Raw genomic sequence first — 15763 nt, forward strand, 5'->3', positions numbered from 1 at the left:
CGCGTCAGAACAGGACACGCGAGATGCAACTCATCCCAGAAGCCCTGGCTCGTCCCCGGTCCGTACGGACCGGGGCGCCCCTTCGTGCACGTCCTCACTTCGCTCACGCACACGGCTCACCCACGCCGCTCACGCACACGGCTCACTCACGCCGCTCACTCACACCGCGAAGAACGCCGCCGTCAGCAACGCGACGCCCGACCCGGCCAGCGCCCAGCCCACCCGCACCCGCCCCAGGCCACCCGCGACCACGATCGACGCCAGCAGCAGCGCCCCGCCCAGCGGCACCCACGCGTACAGGACCCCCGCCGGGCCGGACCGGACCACCTCGTCACTGCCCGGCTTGATCACCACGGTGTAGATCCCGCCCTTGCGCACGGCCACCGACTTCTCGATCTCCACGCGCGCGCGTGCCGTGGACCCGGCCGACAGCGGCGTGTACGGCCCCGCGCACGTGTCCTCGCCGCACCGCGTCACCTCGACCGTGCCCTGCTCCCGGCCCTTCGTCAGCATCACGTGCTGCGCGGACCCCCAGGAACCCCAGACCCCCGCGAACAGGATCAGCACGGCCACCGCACCCATCGCCACGACCCGCCCGAACCGCAACGCGGTCCCCGACGCCGAACCCCTGGCCGAGCCCTTGGCGGCGCCTCTGGCCGATTCCGAGCCCTTTCCCCGGGCCGAGCCGGCGCCCCCGGCCGGGGCCGCGCCTCCGGCCGGGCTCTTGGCCGGGCTCTTGGCCGAGCCCTTGCGGGCGTGACCCGGGCGGCGGTGGGACGAGGCTGCTGTGGCGGGCATGGCCGGGATCATTGGCCATGCCTGAACGGCCCGTCAACCTTGTGGGGCGACAAGTCAGGAGTTGTACGTGCTTTGCGCCCGCTCCAGCCCCTCCAGCACCAGGGCCTCCGCCGCGTCCGCCGCACGGTCCACGAAGTAGCCGAGCTCCTTGCGCTCGGCCGAGGAGAAGTCCTTCAGCACGAAGTCCGCCACCTGCATCCGCCCCGGCGGCCGCCCGATGCCGAACCGCACCCGGTGGTAGTCCGCGCCCATCACCTTCGTCATCGACTTCAGACCGTTGTGCCCGTTGTCCCCGCCGCCGAGCTTCAGCCGCAGCACGCCGTAGTCGATGTCCAGCTCGTCGTGGACCGCGACGATGTTCGCCACCGGCACCTTGTAGAAGTCCCGCAGCGCGTTCACCGGACCGCCCGACACGTTCATGAACGACATCGGCTTCGCCAGGACCACCCGCCGGCTCCCCGTCCCCGGCGGGCCCAGCCGCCCCTCGACGACCTGCGCCTGCGCCTTGCCCGCCCGCTTGAACCTCCCCCCGATCCGCTCGGCCAGCAGATCCGCGACCATGAAACCGACGTTGTGCCGGTTCATGGCGTACTCGGGGCCGGGATTGCCGAGACCCACGATCAGCCAGGGGGCATTGGCGTCGGTCGTCACGTCCATGTCTCCTTGATACGCGCAGACCGCCGCTCCCCGGAGGGAACGGCGGCCGACGGGATGAGGTGCCGGGGAAATCAGGCCTCGGTGGTCTCGGCCTCGGCGTCCGCCGGGGCCTCCTCCGCCTGGGCGGCCAGGACCTGGAGGACGACCGCGTCCTCGTCGGTCACCAGCGTGGTGCCCTTGGGCAGCGGGATGTCCTTGGCGAGGATCGCGGCGCCGGCCTCCAGGCCCGCGATGGAGACGGTGACCGACTCCGGGATGTGCGTGGCCTCGGCCTCGACGTTCAGCGTGCTCAGCACGTGCTCGAGCAGGTAGGCGCCCGGGGCCAGCTCGCCCTCGGTGTGCACGTAGACCTCGACGTTGACCTTCTCGCCGCGCTTCACGAGGAGCAGGTCGACGTGGTCCAGGAAGCCCTTGATCGCGTCGCGCTGCACGGCCTTCGGGATCGCCAGCTGGGTCTTGCCGTCGATCTCCAGGCTGAGCAGGACGTTCGGGGTGCGCAGCGCGAGCTGGAGCTCGTGGCCCGGCAGCGTGATGTGCACGGGGTCGGCACCGTGGCCGTAGACCACGGCGGGAACCTTGCTGTCACGGCGGATACGGCGGGCGGCGCCCTTGCCGAACTCGGTGCGGGTCTCGGCTGCGAGCTTGACCTCGGCCATGTTCACTCCTCGTAGAAAGGGGGGAAAGGTGGTCACCCGGCCAAACCGTCGGCCTGCTACGAAGAGCGCGTCGATAACGGACCGCCGTACACACATGTGTACGGCCTCCCTCGCCGAGCAACTGTGGCAGTTTACGCAGCGGGAAGGCCGTACAGGAAATCGATCTAGACGAGAACCGTCACTGCTCGTCGAAGAGGCTCGTCACCGAACCGTCCTCGAACACCTCGCGGACCGCGTTCGCGATCGTCGGCGCGATCGACAGGACCGTGATCTTGTCCACCTCGAGCTCACCCGGCGTCGGCAGGGTGTTGGTGAAGATGAACTCGCTGACCTTCGAGTTCTTGAGGCGGTCGGCCGCCGGACCCGACAGCACACCGTGCGTCGCCGTCACGATGACGTCCTCCGCGCCGTGCGCGAACAGCGCGTCCGCGGCGGCGCAGATCGTGCCACCCGTGTCGATCATGTCGTCGACGAGCACACAGACCCGGCCCTTGACCTCGCCCACGACCTCGTGGACGGTCACCTGGTTCGCCACGTCCTTGTCGCGCCGCTTGTGCACGATCGCCAGCGGCGCGCCCAGCCGGTCGCACCAGCGGTCGGCGACCCGCACCCGGCCCGCGTCCGGCGACACGACGGTCAGCTTGTCGCGGTCCACCTTGCTGCCCACGTAGTCGGCGAGCAGCGGCAGCGCGAAGAGGTGGTCCACCGGGCCGTCGAAGAAGCCCTGGATCTGGTCCGTGTGGAGGTCCACCGTCAGGATCCGGTGCGCGCCCGCCGTCTTCATCATGTCCGCGATCAGACGGGCCGAGATGGGCTCACGTCCGCGGTGCTTCTTGTCCTGACGGGCATAGCCGTAGAACGGCACGATCACGGTGATCGAACGGGCCGACGCGCGCTTCAGCGCGTCGATCATGATCAGCTGCTCCATGATCCATTTGTTGATCGGAGCCGTGTGGCTCTGGATCAGGAAGCAGTCCGCACCTCGCGCCGACTCCTGGTAGCGGACGTAGATCTCACCGTTGGCGAAATCGAAGGCCTTCGTCGGGACGACCCCGACACCCAGCTGGTGGGCGACCTCCTCGGCAAGCTCGGGGTGGGCGCGGCCGGAGAAGAACATCATCTTCTTCTCGCCGGTCGTCTTGATCCCGGTCACAGCACTGTCTCCTCAGAGGTGTCTCAGCTGGGGTGTCGAGAGACCTCGCCGCTGGGCGCGACGGGGCCGTCTCAGCTGGTGGGGTGCGGGTGTGCACCTATCACGGTACGCCGTGTCCGACGCGCCTGTTTCCGGTCAGCTTTCGCTTTCCGCCTGGCGGGAGGCCGTCTCGGCCGCCTTCGCCGCCGCGCTGCCCGGGCGCTTGCGGGCCACCCAACCCTCGATATTCCGCTGCTGACCACGGGCCACGGCCAGCGAACCGGGCGGCACGTCCTTCGTGATCACGGACCCGGCGGCGGTGTACGCGCCGTCCCCGACCGTGACGGGAGCCACAAACATGTTGTCCGAACCCGTGCGGACGTGCGACCCGACGGTGGTGTGGTGCTTGTCCTGTCCGTCGTAGTTCACGAACACGCTCGCCGCGCCGATGTTGGAGTACTCGCCGATCGTCGCGTCACCGACGTACGAGAGGTGCGGAATCTTCGTCCCCTCGCCGATGGAGGCGTTCTTGGTCTCGACGTACGTGCCGATCTTGCCCTTCGCCCCGAGGCGGGTGCCGGGACGGAGGTAGGCGTACGGCCCCACGGTCGCGTTCGGACCGATGCGGGCGTTGTCGGACACGGTGTTGTCGACCCGGGCCCCCGCGCCGACGTCGGTGTTCCTCAGCCGGCTGTTGGGGCCGACCTCGGCGCCCTCGCCGAGGTGCGTGCTGCCGTGCAGCTGCGTACCGGGGTGGACGACGGCGTCCTGCTCGAAGGTGACGGTGACGTCGATCCAGGTCGTCGCCGGGTCGACGACGGTCACGCCGGACAGCATCGCGGCGGTCAGCAGCCGGTCGTTGAGAATCCGGCGGGCCTCGCTGAGCTGCACCCGGTTGTTGATGCCGGCGATCTCGCGGTGGTCGGCGGCGACGGACGCGCCGACCCGGTGACCGGCCTCCCGGAGGATCCCGAGGACGTCGGTGAGGTACTCCTCACCCTGGCTGTTGTCCGTGCGGACCTTCTTCAGGGCGTCGGCGAGCAGCGGCCCGTCGAACGCGAAGACCCCGGAGTTGATCTCACGGATCGCGCGCACCGCGTCGTTCGCGTCCTTGTGCTCGACGATCGCGGTGACGGTACCGGAGGCGCCGTCCCGGACGATCCGCCCGTAGCCGGTCGCGTCCGGCACCTCGGCGGTGAGGACGGTGACGGCGTTCCCGTCCGCGTGGTGGGTGGCGGCGAGCGCCGCGAGGGTCGCGCCGGTGAGCAGCGGGGTGTCGCCGCAGACGACGACCACCGTGCCGTCGACGCCGCCACCGAGCTGCTCGAGCCCCATCCGGACGGCGTGCCCGGTGCCGTTCTGCTCTTCCTGTACGGCGGTGCGCACACCCGCGTCGACCTCGGCGAGGTGCGCCGTGACCTTCTCGCGTGCGTGTCCGACCACGACGACCAGGTTCTCGGGGTCCAACTCACGGGCCGCGGCCAGCACATGACCCACGAGGGAGCGGCCGCTGATCTCGTGCAGGACCTTCGGTATGGCGGACTTCATACGGGTGCCCTCACCCGCTGCGAGAACGACGACGGCTGCCGGGCGAATGGCGCTCACGGAAGTTGCCCTTCGGCTGTGGAGTGGGGTGGGACATCCGAAGGATACCGGGGCGTTTCTTCGACGACATGAGAGCGGGCCCTGACAGTGCTGTCAGGGCCCGATTCTGGTATGGCTCCCCCGCCAGGACTCGAACCCGGACAAATGGCACCAAAAGCCACGGTGCTGCCAATTACACCACGGGGGAATGATGACGACTCGACCAGACATTCAGTCAGGCCGTCGAGTGGCGAGTCCTACTATGCCGCACCACCGGCCCCCGATGCGACGGTGTGGGCCGGCGCTCCGGAGCGCGGTCGCCGGAGGGCAACCGTGGTGACCCCCGCCGGGGTTGGCGCGGGCCGAGGGCCGCTGCGCGACCCCGGGTGGAATCGTCGGTTCCGCCCTCGAACAGGCGTGGTTCGGCAGTTCGAGGGATACCGGTGGGTTTCGACGCTGTTCGGTTACGGAGTGTGGTGTCGGCCGGTCGGGGAAAGTCGCCGGAAAAGGCAGGGGTCGCGCCCGTAGGCTGGAGGCATGACCACGACGGGGGAAGAGGACACGGCGGCCCTGGGAGGGCCGTGGTGGTGGACCAGATGGCGGAGCGCGGCGTTCGACTGGAGCCTGGGGCTCGTGTCCGCCGTGGAGTGCGCGGTGGAGGGGATCCCGTTCGCGCGCGATGCCGGGATCCCGTCGGCGGCGGGGGTGGTGTTCGGACTGCTCGCGGGGTCGGTCCTCGTGGTGCGGCGGAAGTGGCCCATCGCGGTGGTGCTGGTGTCGATCGCGATCACACCGGCCCAGATGGGCTACCTGATGGGCATCGTGGGGCTGTACACGCTCGCCGCCTCCGAGCTGCCCCGCCGGATCATCGCCTCGCTCGCGGGGATGCAGCTGGTCGGGACGTTGATCGTGACGTTCGTGCGGGTCCGGCAGAGCATGGACCAGGGCCGTCTGACCATCGGTGACTGGTTCATCCCGTTCGCCGCCATCACGACCTCGCTGGGGCTCACCGCCCCGCCGCTGCTGCTCGGGATGTATGTCGGCGCACGGCGGCGGCTCATGGAGAGCCTGCGGGAGCGGGCGGACAGCCTCGAGCGGGAGTTGCAGTTGCTCGCGGAGCGGGCGGAGGAGCGGGCGGAGTGGGCGCGTGGCGAGGAGCGCACCCGGATCGCGCGGGAGATGCACGACGTGGTCGCGCATCGCGTGAGTCTGATGGTCGTCCATGCCGCGGCGCTGCAGGCCGTGGCGCGCAAGGACCCCGAGAAGGCGGTGCGGAACGCGGCGCTCGTGGGTGACATGGGGCGGCAGGCGCTGACCGAGCTGCGGGAGATGCTCGGGGTGCTGCGCAGCGGCGGTCCGACGGAGCGGGCGGCGTCGGTGCCGGTGGTGGCGGTGGGGGTGGCCGCCGCGGTGGTGGTGGAGGAGGGCGAGGGGCCGTGTCTGTCCGAGCTCGACGAGCTGGTGGGGCAGTCGGCGGCCGCGGGGATGGTCGTGGAACTGCTGGTGGAGGGGGACGTCCGGGCGTACGCGGCGGAGGTGGAGCAGACGGCGTACCGGGTGGTGCAGGAGGCGCTGACGAACGTCCACAAGCACGCGGCGGGCGCCAAGACGCATGTGCGGCTGGCGCATCGGGAGGGGGAGATCGCGATGCAGGTGGAGAACGGGCCGCCGCCGGAGGTGTCGGCGTTGTCGGCGGGGTTCCCGTCGGGGGGCAACGGGTTGGTCGGGATGAAGGAGCGGGTGGTGGCGCTGGGCGGAGTGTTCGTGTCGGGGCCGACGGAGGCGGGGGGTTTCCGGGTGTCGGCGGTGATACCGGCCTCGTAGCCCCCCGGGGGCGGGGGCGGGGGCGGGGGCCGTGCCGGCCGGTCAGCCGGCTGTGAGGCGGACGGGTTCGACGCCGGAGGCGAGGGCGCCGAGGGCTTGGTCGATGTCGGGGCCGAGGTACCAGTCGCCGGTGTGGTCGAGGGCGTAGACGCGGCCTTCGGCGTCGATGGCGAGGACACCCTGGGTGTCGGTCTCGGCGCCGAGGGGTGCCACGTCGGTGTCGAGGGCGCGGCCGAGGTCGACCAGGGTGCGGGCGAGATGGAGGCCGTGCAGGGGGTCGAGGTGGACGGTGGTGGGCGCGACCTGGCGGCCGGGGCCGGTGGGGGCGATGGTCAGGCCGCCGAATTCGGCCCAGGCCTCGACGGCGGCGGGGAAGACGGCGTGCCGGTGGCCGGCGGGTGAGGTGTGTTCGCGGAGCGTGTCGGCCCAGATCTCGGCCTGCTTGATGTCCCAGCGTCCGGGTTGCCAGCCGGCGGCGCGCAGGGCGGCGTCGACGGGGACGGGGAAGCGTGTGGTGGAGGTGCGGTCGGGGTGCATCGGCCCTTCGTTCGTCGAGCTGGTGGTGCGTGGCCCGGTGGGGCCGGTACGTCGTCCTGTGCGGGGGTGGCGGTGGGACGCGGTGTCAGTCGCCCGTGGTCGACGGGTCGACGATGCGGACGCCGAAGTGGGCGCTGAGCGCGGTGCAGGCGCGGCAGGGGGTCGCGAAGCTGCCGTGCAGGGGGTCGCCGTCCTCGCGGATGCGGCGGGTGGTGAGTTTGGCCTGCTTGAGCGTTCTGCGGGCCTCGCCGTTGGTCATGGGGCGGCGGGCGGCGCGTCTGCTGCGGGCGGCGTCGGCTGCGGTGATGTGCCGCGAGATGAGGAGCGCCTCGGCACAGCGCCCGGTGAAGCGGTCGCGCTGGGTGCTGGCGAGGGTGTCGAGGAACTCCTGGACGAGGTGGTGCAGGGACGGGGGCTGGTCGGCGCGGGCGGCGGTGCTGGTGAGAGTGGCGCCGCGGACGGAGAGGGCGGCGGCGACGGTGGGGAGTATGCCGTCCCGGCGGTGGCGCAGGACGGGCGCGTGCGGGGCCTCGGTGGCGGACCAGCCGATGCGGGGGTCGCCGGACGGACCGGTGTGCGGACCGGTGTGCGGGTCGCCGTTCCGGCCGGTGTCGTGAGCGGCCGTGTTGCCGGTGAACAGGTTGTCCGACCTGCCGGTGTGTGACCCTGTCTGCGTCGCGTTCATGATCGTTTTCCCCTCCCGTGCATCCCCCCGGACGTCACAGAGTGCCAAATGGCGTGGCGGGTGCGGAAGCTGGGGCGGTTCGACACGCCCGGGTTTGGGCGGGCTGTCACGGCGGGGTGACGGCTGGTCACGGAAGCGGAGGGCCGGTGACCGCTGTCGTCGTACCGCATAGGCTGTCGCCACCGTCGGCGCGCGGTTGACGCGCGTTGGAGATTGTTGGAGACAGTCGATACGGGGCGTGGTGGGTGGATCCGGAAGCGGAACCGGCCGCTGCGGGCCGTACAGAGTGCCGCAGGGGGCAACCGCCATGACGACAGGTCGGCTCGGGCTGGGGGCACCTCCCAGCCGCCAGGCTGGGGGACAAGCCGCGCCGCCGAACGCGGCCTATGCCGGGCAGGTCGTGCATTTCCCGGATCCGGTCCGGGCGGCGCGGCACCCGAGAGGCGTGCGGATGGACGAGCGGGGCTACCCCGACTTCTCGCCCTATGCGCGGGCGGCCGCGGAGATCGCGGATCCGCCGGAGGGCTTCGGCGTGGACGAGTTGCGGCTGACGGACTACGTGTCGGCGAACGCGGTGCTCTCGGCGTCGGGACACGAGCTCTGGGACACGGTGCCGAGTGTGGCGACGCCGCACGGCTGGACGTGGCACCACGTCGTGGGTTCGCGGCGGCTGGAGCTGGTCCCGGTCGAGGTGAAGGCGCTGCTGCGGCATCACGGCGGGGTGTCGTCGGCGGTGGTGGACCAGGCGAAGCGGGGCACGCGGCCGTTGCAGGAGACGCGTCCGGCGCACTTCGGGCTGCCGAAGTCCGGTGTGGCGGTGACGGAGCAGCAGGTCCAGGGCGTCGAGGAGGACCTCGGGTACCGGCTGCCGGGCCCGTACCGGTCGTTCGTGAAGGCGGCGGGCGGTTGTGCGCCGGTGGGCACGGCGCTGGACGCGGAGCTGGGGCTCCTGGTGGACCAGCCGTTCTTCACGGTGCGCGACGAGGCAGCCGTCAACGACCTCGTGTACGTGAACAAGTGTCTGCGCGACCATCTGACGAAGGACTACCTGGGCGTCGGGTTCGTGCAGGGCGGGTTGCTCGCCGTGAAGGTGCGGGGCGAGCGGGCCGGTTCGGTGTGGTTCTGCGCGTACGACGACGTCCGGGACGTGGATCCGGCGTGGTCGCCGGCGGAGCGCATGGAGCGGCTGCTGCTGCCCTGCGGTGAGGACTTCGACGCCTTCCTGTCGAGGCTGGCCGGCAATCCGCCGGAGTTGGAGACGGTGGCCAATCTGATGGTGGACGGCGGGTTCGCGCGTGCGGTGCCGGCGGCGGCCGCGTCTTCGGCCGCGTCTTCGGTGGGGGAGTGAGCTGGACGATGGTGACGTTCGCGCAGGCGCAGGAGCGCGCCGAAGAGTGGATCAACGGGGATGTGCCGGCGTATCAGCACCGTGAGGTGCGGGTGCGGGAGTTTGAGCTCGGGTTCGTGGTGTGGGCCGAGGACCGCGCGGAGGGGCCGCGTTCGGACGGCGGCGCGCAGCGGCTGGTGATCGCCCGGGACAGCGGGGAGGCCACGCTGTGGCCCGCGGTGCCGGTGGGCGAGGTGATCCGCCGGTACGAGGAGGAGTACGGCCGCACGGACGCCCCCGCCGATGCGGTGCCGGCGCCGGCGGCACGGGTGGATCTGAATCAGACGTCGTTCCTGTTGTCGCCGCCGGAGTGGTTGCAGGAGGCGGCGGACAGGCTGGGCATCGCGGATCGACGCGAGGCCGGCTCCGGGGCTGTCTCCGGGGCTGCCTCCGGGGCTGTCTCCGGGAACGGCGGGGCTCCTTCGACGCCGGGGTCCGCCTCGCCTTCAAGTGCGGGCGCGAGCGCGGGTGCGGGTGTGGGGTCCGGTTCGGGCGGTTCTGTCCCGGTCGGGGCGTCCGGAGCGCCCGGGGGCGGCGATCCCTCGCTTCCCCGGACCCAGGGCGGGGTACCGGGGAGCGCGCTGCCCGAGACGCAGGCGGGCGTGCCCACGGGCTCGGGTCCCGGTGGGCCGTCGGCGCCCGCCGCTCCCGTCGGGGCGACGCCGTGGGCGGGGACGGACACCAACGCCGACGCCGGTGACGACCGTTCCGTGTCACTGCCCGCGACCGTGTTCGCGCCGCCGCTGAGCGGCTCCGACGACGAGGCGGTACCGCCGGCGTCCGCGCCGGAGGCCAAGACGGCGCTGATCGCGGGCGGCAGCCGGCTTCCGCGGACGGCGGTCGCGCCCGCGCTCGACGCTCCGGGTACGGGCACCCCGGGGACGGGTGGCGTGGGCCCCGGTGGTGCGGGGGCGTCCGGGAACGCACCGGGCTCTCCGACCCCGCCGACTCCGCCGACTCCGCCTGGCGGTCCGGCCGGTCCGGCCGGATCTTCGTACGGCTATCCGCAGGGGCCCGGCGCAGGTGCGCCGGGGGCTCCGGGTGGTCCGGGGGCTCCGTCCTCGTCCCCGGCCTCGGCGGGCGGGCCGGGCACGCCGCCTCCGCCCGGCGGGTCTTCCCCCGGCTATCCGCAGGGCGCGGGCGCTCCGCCGCCCCCGGCCGGTCCGGGTACGCCCGCGCGGTCGCTCGCGCCGAACGCCGGTGACATCGCGGACGCCGCGACCAGCAAGGCGGCGCCGCCTCCGCGTCGCAACCGGGGTGGAGGGGCGCAGCCGCCGCCTCCGCCGAGCGCGCCGGGAACGCCGGGTGCGCGACCGGGGAACACGCCTCCGCCTCCGCCTTCCGGCCCGGGTGCGCCCGGTGCCCCGGCGGGCGGCTATGTGCCCACGCAGCTCGTGTCCGCCCTGGGTCCGGACGGGCCTTCGGGTCCGGCAGGTCCGGGCGGCCCGGGTGCGGGGGGTGCGCCACGGCCTCCGGGCGCGCCCGGTGCGCCCGGTGGACCGAACCCGCCCGGGGGCACGCCTCCCGGTGGCGTTCACCACGCCGCGACGATGCTTGCCGACCCCGGCCGGATGGGACCGGGCGCACCGCAGCCGCCGGGTCCCCTCGGTGGCCCGGGCGTGCCTCAGGTGCCCGGCGTGCCCGGTGCTCCGGGTACGCCCGGCGCCCCCGGCGCGCAGTCCGCTCCGGGCGCCCCCGGCGCACCGCAGGCGCCGGCTGCTCCTGTCTTCCCGGGCGCCCCGGGCAACCCCGGCCCGCCCGGTGCCGTTCACCACGCGCAGACCATGCTGGCCGGGCCCCACGCGGGTGGCCCCGGCGCGCCCCCGCCGCCGCAGGCTCCGGGTGGCCCCGGGTTCCCGGGCGCTCCCGGCGCACCCGCGGTTCCCGGGTTCCCGGGCGCCCCGGGCGCCCCGGGCATGGCTCCGGCCGCTCCCGGTATGGCTCCCGGCGCCCACCAGCCTCCGATGCCGCCGGGCGGTGTGCCGGGGCAGCCGCCCGCGTACGGGTATCCGCAGCAGCAGGGGCTGCCGACGGTCGGCCCGGGCTATCAGGCCGTGCTGCGCTTTCGCGCGCAGGACGGCTCGGAGCAGCAGCTGATCCGGCGTTCGGCGCCGGGAACCCCGCACCCGGAGTGGCAGATCTTCCACGAGCTGCGGGCGATGAACGTGCCGCCGGACCAGGTGCTGGAGCTGCACACGGAGCTGGAGTCGTGCGAGCTGCCGGGCGCGTACTGCGCGCGGATGATGCGGGAGCAGTGGCCGCAGGCCCGGATCACGAGCATCGCGCCGTACGGCACGGATCACGCGAGCCGGCAGCAGGGCATGCAGCAGTTGCTGGCGCACCAGGGCGAGTTGCACCAGGTGGCGGACGGACCGGCGCGTCCGGCGCCCGTTCGTGCGCCGTTGCCTCCGGTGCAGGCCTCGCCGCCGGTTCCGCCCGAGGCGATCGGGCAGGAGCTGACGGCCGTGTTCGGGCCGGCGGTGTTCCGCTTCGAGCAGGCCGCGGTGTCCCGGCAGGGCGTGCCGCCGGTCGTGGCGCACACCTTGGTGGTGGCGGGTCTGCCGGCGGACATGGGGCCGTTCTTCTGGGCGCAGGCCCAGCCGGGCCGGCCGGTGCCGACGCTGGCGGAGCTGGCGGCCGAACGGGGTGTGCAGCCGGCGGCGGACGCGGGCTCGTACCTCGTCATGGGCAGTGACTTCGGCAAGGCGATCTGTGTGCAGTACGGCACGGCCAACATCGTCGCCGTGCCGGTGGAGGCGGGACCGGGCGGCGCGCCCGTACCGCCGCAGTTCGTGAACACCGGGCTGCCGGAGTTCGCGCGCTGCCTGGCGCTGCTCGGGCGGATGTGGCGGCTGCGGTTCGGTCTGAACCAGGAGCAGGCTGGTCGCTGGACCGTCGACTTCCAGGCCCAGTTGGCCTCGCTCGACCCGGCGGCGCTCGGTTCGCCCGAGAGCTGGTGGTCGGTGCTGCTGGAGCAGATGTGGGACGGACTGCTGTGACGAGCGGTCACCGCGCCTCGTAGAACGCGCAGACGAAAAGGGGCCGGGCCCGGTCGGAAGATCGGGCCCGGCCCCTCGCGTTCGTGGTTGGCCGTGACCTGCGCGCGGAGTGTCGCGTTATGAACACTTGCGCCCGATCCATCAAGATATGCGCGAAATCATCATGTCGTGTCCGTCGGGTGGCGAGGGGTTACAGGATGAGCAGCGCATCGGTGTCGGCGCCGGGGTTCGTGACCGTTCGCGGCCGCGGCTACCGGCCGGAACAGGTCGAGGCGTACACCGCGGCCCTCTGCGCCGACCGCGACGCCGCGTGGGAACGGGCCGCCCGGCTCACCGTGCTCGCCAGGGAGATGGAGGCCGAGGCCGAGCAGTTGCGCGAGGTCGTGACACGGCTCGCCCCGCAGACGTACGACTCCCTCGGAGAGCGCGCGCGGCGCATTCTCCAGCTCGGGCTGGAAGAGGCGGCGGACGTCCGCGACAACGCGCGGAGCGAAGCGCGAGAGCACCTGGAGTACGCCGGGACATGCGCCCTCGATGTGCGCCGCGCGGCGCAGGAGGAGGCGGACGAGCTGCGCGCGGAGGCCGAGGAACGCGCCCGCCAGCGGCTGCTCGCGGCCCGCGCCGAGGCCGACGAGCTCCGCATCGGCACCCGGCGCGAGGTCAAGGAGTACCGGGGCGAGGCGCTGGCCGCCCTGCGCGAGGTGCGGCAGCGCACCGCGGGCATGCTCGCCGAGCTGGAGAAGGAGCACGTCGAGCGGTGGGCCGCGGCGGAGCGCGAGGCGGCCGAGCGTGCCGCGGCCCTCGACGCGGGGCATGCCCGGTCGGTGGCCCGGGCCGAGGCGGCGCTCTCCGAGGCCGAGCAGGCGTTCGCGGAGGCCCAGGAGTCGGCCCGCCTCCGTCAGGAGGAGGCACACGCGCGTGCCGCCGAGCTTCTCACCGAGGCGCGGGCCCGGGAGGAGCGTGCCGTCCACGAGACGGAGCGGGTGCTCCGGGAGCACGGCGAACGCCGGGACGACGTCCAGGCGCACATGGACCACGTACGCAACAGCCTGAGCGCCCTCACCGGCCGCACGGTCGACTAGGCCCCGTCGAGCCCGTCGGGCCCGTCGGGCCCGAACGCCCTCACCGCCCGCGCGCGTGGGCCGCACGGGTCTACGACCACGGGTGTACGGCGACCGGTCTACGGCGACGGGTGTGCGGCGACGGCCGGACGGCGGCGGGTGTGCGGCGACCGGTCTACGGCGACCGGTCCAGGACGACTCGCCTAGGACGACGGGTTGACGAGTTCGTCGGCGACCCAGCGTGCGGTGCCGGCGGGGTAGGGCGTCGGCAGTCCGAGGACGATGTGCCGGAAGCCGGCGTCGAGCACGGCGCCGATCGCGTCCCGGGTGGTGCCGGGCCGGTCGTAGGAGACGGGCAGGTGGATCGAGCGGGTGACCGAGGCGGGGTCACGGCCGATCTCGGCGCAGTAGCGGTCCAGGAGCGCGCTGCGGCGGACGACGTCGTCGAGGTCGCCGCCCGGGATGTTCCACAGGTCGGCGTGCTCGGCCGCCACGCGCAGGGTCGCGGACGAGCGGCCGCCGACGAGGATCGGCGGGTGGGGGCGCTGGACGGGCTTGGGGTTGCCGAACGCCCCGGTGAGCCGGTGGTAGGTGCCGTCGAAGTCGAACGGCTTCTCCTCGGTCCACAGCCGCCGGATCACCGTGCAGGCCTCGGCGAGGCTCCCCACGGCGTGCGCGGTGTCGTGGAAGGGCAGGCCGTGCGCCGCGTACTCGCGCCGGGCAAGGGGATGGCCGGGGCGCGAGCCGACGCCGATGCCGAAGTCGAGCCGTCCGCCGGAGACGATGTCGACGGTCGTGGCGATCTTGGCCAGCATCGCGGGCGGCCGGAAGCGGTTGCTGGTCACCATGACGCCGAGCCGCAGCCGCCGGGTGTGGGCGGCGAGCGCCGAGAGCAGGGTCCAGCCCTCGTGGGCGGGTCCGTCGGGGTCGCCGCCGATCGGCATGAGGTGGTCGAACAGCCAGGCGTGCTCTATCTCCGGGATCGCGTCCGCCTCCTGCCAGACCCTCAGGACGTCGTGGTAGTCGACCTGCATGGGGGCGGTCATGATCCCGAAACGGGGCCGGGGTGTGGGTGACATGTGGTGGTCGCCTCCTTCTGTGGGAGTAGGCCGTTCGGGGTGGTCAGCGGCGCCGCAGCGACGGGTCGAGCAGCGCGGGCGGGGTGTCGAACTTCTCGTGCGCGGCGAGGTCGGTTCCCGGGGCGACGACGGCGTCGATCGCGTCGAGCACATCGGCGGAGAGCACGGTGTCCGCGGCGGCGAGCTGCGCGCGCAGGTGGTCCGTTGTGCGGGGGCCGATGAGCGCGCTCGTCACGGCGGGATGCGCGGTCACGAAGCCGAGCGCGAGCTGGATCATGGTCAGTCCGGCCTCGTCGGCGACCGCGGCCAGCCGCTCGACGGCGTCGAGCCGGGCCCGGTTGGCGGGGACGGCGGTGTCGAAGCGCTCCGGCATGAAGGTGGAGCGGCTGGTGGTGACGGGCCGGCCCTCGCGGATCGCGCCCGTCAGCCAGCCCGAGGCCAACGGGCTCCACGCCAGGACGCCGAGCCCGTACTCCTCGGTCACGGGCAGGACGTGGGTCTCGATGCCGCGCTGGAGGATCGAGTAGCTGGGCTGTTCGGTGACGTAGCGGCTCAGGTGGTGCTCGCGGGCGGCCCACTGGGCCTGCACGATGCGGTAGGCCGGGAAGGTCGAGGAGCCGAAGTGGCGGATCTTTCCGGCGCGCTGGAGATCGGTCAGTGCCGAGAGCGTCTCCTCGTCGCCGGTGCTCGGGTCCCATCGGTGGATCTGGTAGAGGTCGACGTGGTCGACGCCGAGCCGGCGCAGGCTCGCGTCCAGCTCGGTGACGAGCCAGCGGCGCGAACTGCCCCGCCGGTTGCGCTCGTCGCCCATGGGCATGCCGGCCTTCGTGGCCAGCACGATGTCGTCGCGCCGGCCGGCGATGGCCTTGCCGACCATTTCCTCCGACTCGCCGTCGCTGTACATGTCGGCGGTGTCGATGAGATTGATCCCGGCCTCGAGTGCGGCGTCGACGAGGGCGGTGGCCTCTTCCTGGGTGGTGCGCCCGATCCTGCCGAAGTTCATCGCGCCGAGCGCGAGGGAACTGACCTGCACGCCGGTGCGGCCCAAGGTGCGGTACTGCATGTCCGTTGTCTCCTCCGTGCGGATGACGCGCGTGGCGGTACGCGTGCGTGACTTGGTCACGGGCTCGCCGCTCTGGCATGATGAGCAAACGGAACCGTGTCCCGTTTGAACATACGGAACACTGTTCCGCTTAGCAACCCGATGGATGGCATGCCTCGGGATGACATGCCTATGGGCGGCATGCCGACGGGTGGCATGCAGGCTGATGGCATGTCGGCCGGTGGCGGGCCGGGCGGCGGAGAGCGGGCCGGGCGGTGGGCCGGCAGGCAGAGACAGAGTCAGAGTCAGAGTCAGAGACAGA

General features: G+C 72.7%; 13 protein-coding genes and 1 tRNA gene. 4 read left to right on the plus strand and 10 right to left on the minus strand.

The window, feature by feature from the left end; translation table 11 throughout:
- Positions 1 to 159: 159 nt before the first annotated feature.
- The 6 genes from ABT070_RS31320 to ABT070_RS31345 all read right to left on the minus strand — a co-directional run bounded on the left by ABT070_RS31320 (position 160) and on the right by ABT070_RS31345 (position 5035).
- On the minus strand, positions 160 to 582 hold the full coding sequence (locus ABT070_RS31320) for a hypothetical protein (protein ID WP_351765696.1): 423 nt from the start codon (positions 580 to 582) through the stop codon (positions 160 to 162).
- Between the two features lie 270 nt (positions 583 to 852).
- The gene (gene pth, locus ABT070_RS31325) at positions 853 to 1455 is read right to left on the minus strand and encodes an aminoacyl-tRNA hydrolase (protein WP_351765489.1); all 603 of its coding nucleotides are present in this window, start codon (positions 1453 to 1455) and stop codon (positions 853 to 855) included.
- Positions 1456 to 1526: 71 nt separating this feature from the next.
- Positions 1527 to 2111 carry a 50S ribosomal protein L25/general stress protein Ctc gene (locus ABT070_RS31330; RefSeq protein ID WP_351765491.1) on the minus strand — a complete coding sequence of 195 codons (585 nt, stop codon included), beginning with the start codon at positions 2109 to 2111 and terminating at the stop codon, positions 1527 to 1529.
- A gap of 178 nt (positions 2112 to 2289) precedes the next feature.
- Entirely contained in the window at positions 2290 to 3264 is a 975-nt protein-coding gene (locus tag ABT070_RS31335; RefSeq protein WP_020128448.1) for a ribose-phosphate diphosphokinase, read from the minus strand.
- 135 nt (positions 3265 to 3399) lie between these two features.
- Positions 3400 to 4848, minus strand: a complete 1449-nt coding sequence (gene glmU / locus ABT070_RS31340; protein ID WP_351765493.1) for a bifunctional UDP-N-acetylglucosamine diphosphorylase/glucosamine-1-phosphate N-acetyltransferase GlmU — start codon at positions 4846 to 4848, stop codon at positions 3400 to 3402.
- Between the two features lie 112 nt (positions 4849 to 4960).
- Positions 4961 to 5035: transfer RNA gene (locus ABT070_RS31345), tRNA-Gln, on the minus strand.
- A gap of 329 nt (positions 5036 to 5364) precedes the next feature.
- On the opposite strand from ABT070_RS31345, the gene ABT070_RS31350 reads away from it, so the two are divergent.
- On the plus strand, positions 5365 to 6651 hold the full coding sequence (locus ABT070_RS31350) for a sensor histidine kinase (RefSeq protein WP_351765495.1): 1287 nt from the start codon (positions 5365 to 5367) through the stop codon (positions 6649 to 6651).
- 42 nt (positions 6652 to 6693) lie between these two features.
- Here the strand turns inward: ABT070_RS31350 and ABT070_RS31355 are convergent, their stop codons facing one another.
- Together ABT070_RS31355 and ABT070_RS31360 are read right to left on the minus strand one after the other, a co-directional pair.
- Complete coding sequence (locus ABT070_RS31355; RefSeq protein WP_351765497.1) at positions 6694 to 7188, minus strand: SUKH-3 domain-containing protein; 495 nt, start codon at positions 7186 to 7188, stop codon at positions 6694 to 6696.
- Between the two features lie 85 nt (positions 7189 to 7273).
- Positions 7274 to 7873 carry a YwqJ-related putative deaminase gene (locus ABT070_RS31360; protein WP_351765499.1) on the minus strand — a complete coding sequence of 200 codons (600 nt, stop codon included), beginning with the start codon at positions 7871 to 7873 and terminating at the stop codon, positions 7274 to 7276.
- Positions 7874 to 8180: 307 nt separating this feature from the next.
- Here ABT070_RS31360 and ABT070_RS31365 point away from each other — a divergent pair, with 307 nt between their 5' ends.
- The 3 genes from ABT070_RS31365 (at position 8181) to ABT070_RS31375 (ending at position 13341) form a co-directional block, all read left to right on the plus strand.
- Complete coding sequence (locus ABT070_RS31365; protein ID WP_351765501.1) at positions 8181 to 9221, plus strand: SMI1/KNR4 family protein; 1041 nt, start codon at positions 8181 to 8183, stop codon at positions 9219 to 9221.
- 8 nt (positions 9222 to 9229) lie between these two features.
- Positions 9230 to 12259 carry an SUKH-4 family immunity protein gene (locus ABT070_RS31370; RefSeq protein ID WP_351765698.1) on the plus strand — a complete coding sequence of 1010 codons (3030 nt, stop codon included), beginning with the start codon at positions 9230 to 9232 and terminating at the stop codon, positions 12257 to 12259.
- A 197-nt stretch (positions 12260 to 12456) separates the two neighbouring features.
- The gene (locus ABT070_RS31375) at positions 12457 to 13341 is read left to right on the plus strand and encodes a coiled-coil domain-containing protein (protein ID WP_351765504.1); all 885 of its coding nucleotides are present in this window, start codon (positions 12457 to 12459) and stop codon (positions 13339 to 13341) included.
- A gap of 182 nt (positions 13342 to 13523) precedes the next feature.
- Here ABT070_RS31375 and ABT070_RS31380 read toward each other — a convergent pair whose 3' ends face one another.
- Entirely contained in the window at positions 13524 to 14399 is an 876-nt protein-coding gene (locus ABT070_RS31380; RefSeq protein ID WP_351765507.1) for an LLM class flavin-dependent oxidoreductase, read from the minus strand.
- 43 nt (positions 14400 to 14442) lie between these two features.
- Complete coding sequence (locus ABT070_RS31385) at positions 14443 to 15462, minus strand: aldo/keto reductase (RefSeq protein ID WP_351765509.1); 1020 nt, start codon at positions 15460 to 15462, stop codon at positions 14443 to 14445.
- Positions 15463 to 15763 lie beyond the last annotated feature (301 nt).

It is taken from the genome of Streptomyces sp. NPDC002884, assembly GCF_040295245.1.
GTDB lineage: Bacteria > Actinomycetota > Actinomycetes > Streptomycetales > Streptomycetaceae > Streptomyces.

What these genes read in the sequence shown, in the direction of transcription:
- ABT070_RS31350 (WP_351765495.1), top strand. Translation starts at nt 5,365, where the DNA reads ATGACCACGACGGGGGAAGAGGACACGGCGGCCCTGGGAGGGCCGTGG.
- ABT070_RS31380 (WP_351765507.1), bottom strand. Translation starts at nt 14,399, where the DNA reads ATGTCACCCACACCCCGGCCCCGTTTCGGGATCATGACCGCCCCCATG.
- ABT070_RS31385 (WP_351765509.1), bottom strand. Translation starts at nt 15,462, where the DNA reads ATGCAGTACCGCACCTTGGGCCGCACCGGCGTGCAGGTCAGTTCCCTC.
- pth (WP_351765489.1), bottom strand. Translation starts at nt 1,455, where the DNA reads ATGGACGTGACGACCGACGCCAATGCCCCCTGGCTGATCGTGGGTCTC.
- ABT070_RS31375 (WP_351765504.1), top strand. Translation starts at nt 12,457, where the DNA reads ATGAGCAGCGCATCGGTGTCGGCGCCGGGGTTCGTGACCGTTCGCGGC.
- ABT070_RS31365 (WP_351765501.1), top strand. Translation starts at nt 8,181, where the DNA reads ATGACGACAGGTCGGCTCGGGCTGGGGGCACCTCCCAGCCGCCAGGCT.
- ABT070_RS31320 (WP_351765696.1), bottom strand. Translation starts at nt 582, where the DNA reads ATGGGTGCGGTGGCCGTGCTGATCCTGTTCGCGGGGGTCTGGGGTTCC.
- ABT070_RS31330 (WP_351765491.1), bottom strand. Translation starts at nt 2,111, where the DNA reads ATGGCCGAGGTCAAGCTCGCAGCCGAGACCCGCACCGAGTTCGGCAAG.
- ABT070_RS31370 (WP_351765698.1), top strand. Translation starts at nt 9,230, where the DNA reads ATGGTGACGTTCGCGCAGGCGCAGGAGCGCGCCGAAGAGTGGATCAAC.
- ABT070_RS31355 (WP_351765497.1), bottom strand. Translation starts at nt 7,188, where the DNA reads ATGCACCCCGACCGCACCTCCACCACACGCTTCCCCGTCCCCGTCGAC.
- ABT070_RS31360 (WP_351765499.1), bottom strand. Translation starts at nt 7,873, where the DNA reads ATGAACGCGACGCAGACAGGGTCACACACCGGCAGGTCGGACAACCTG.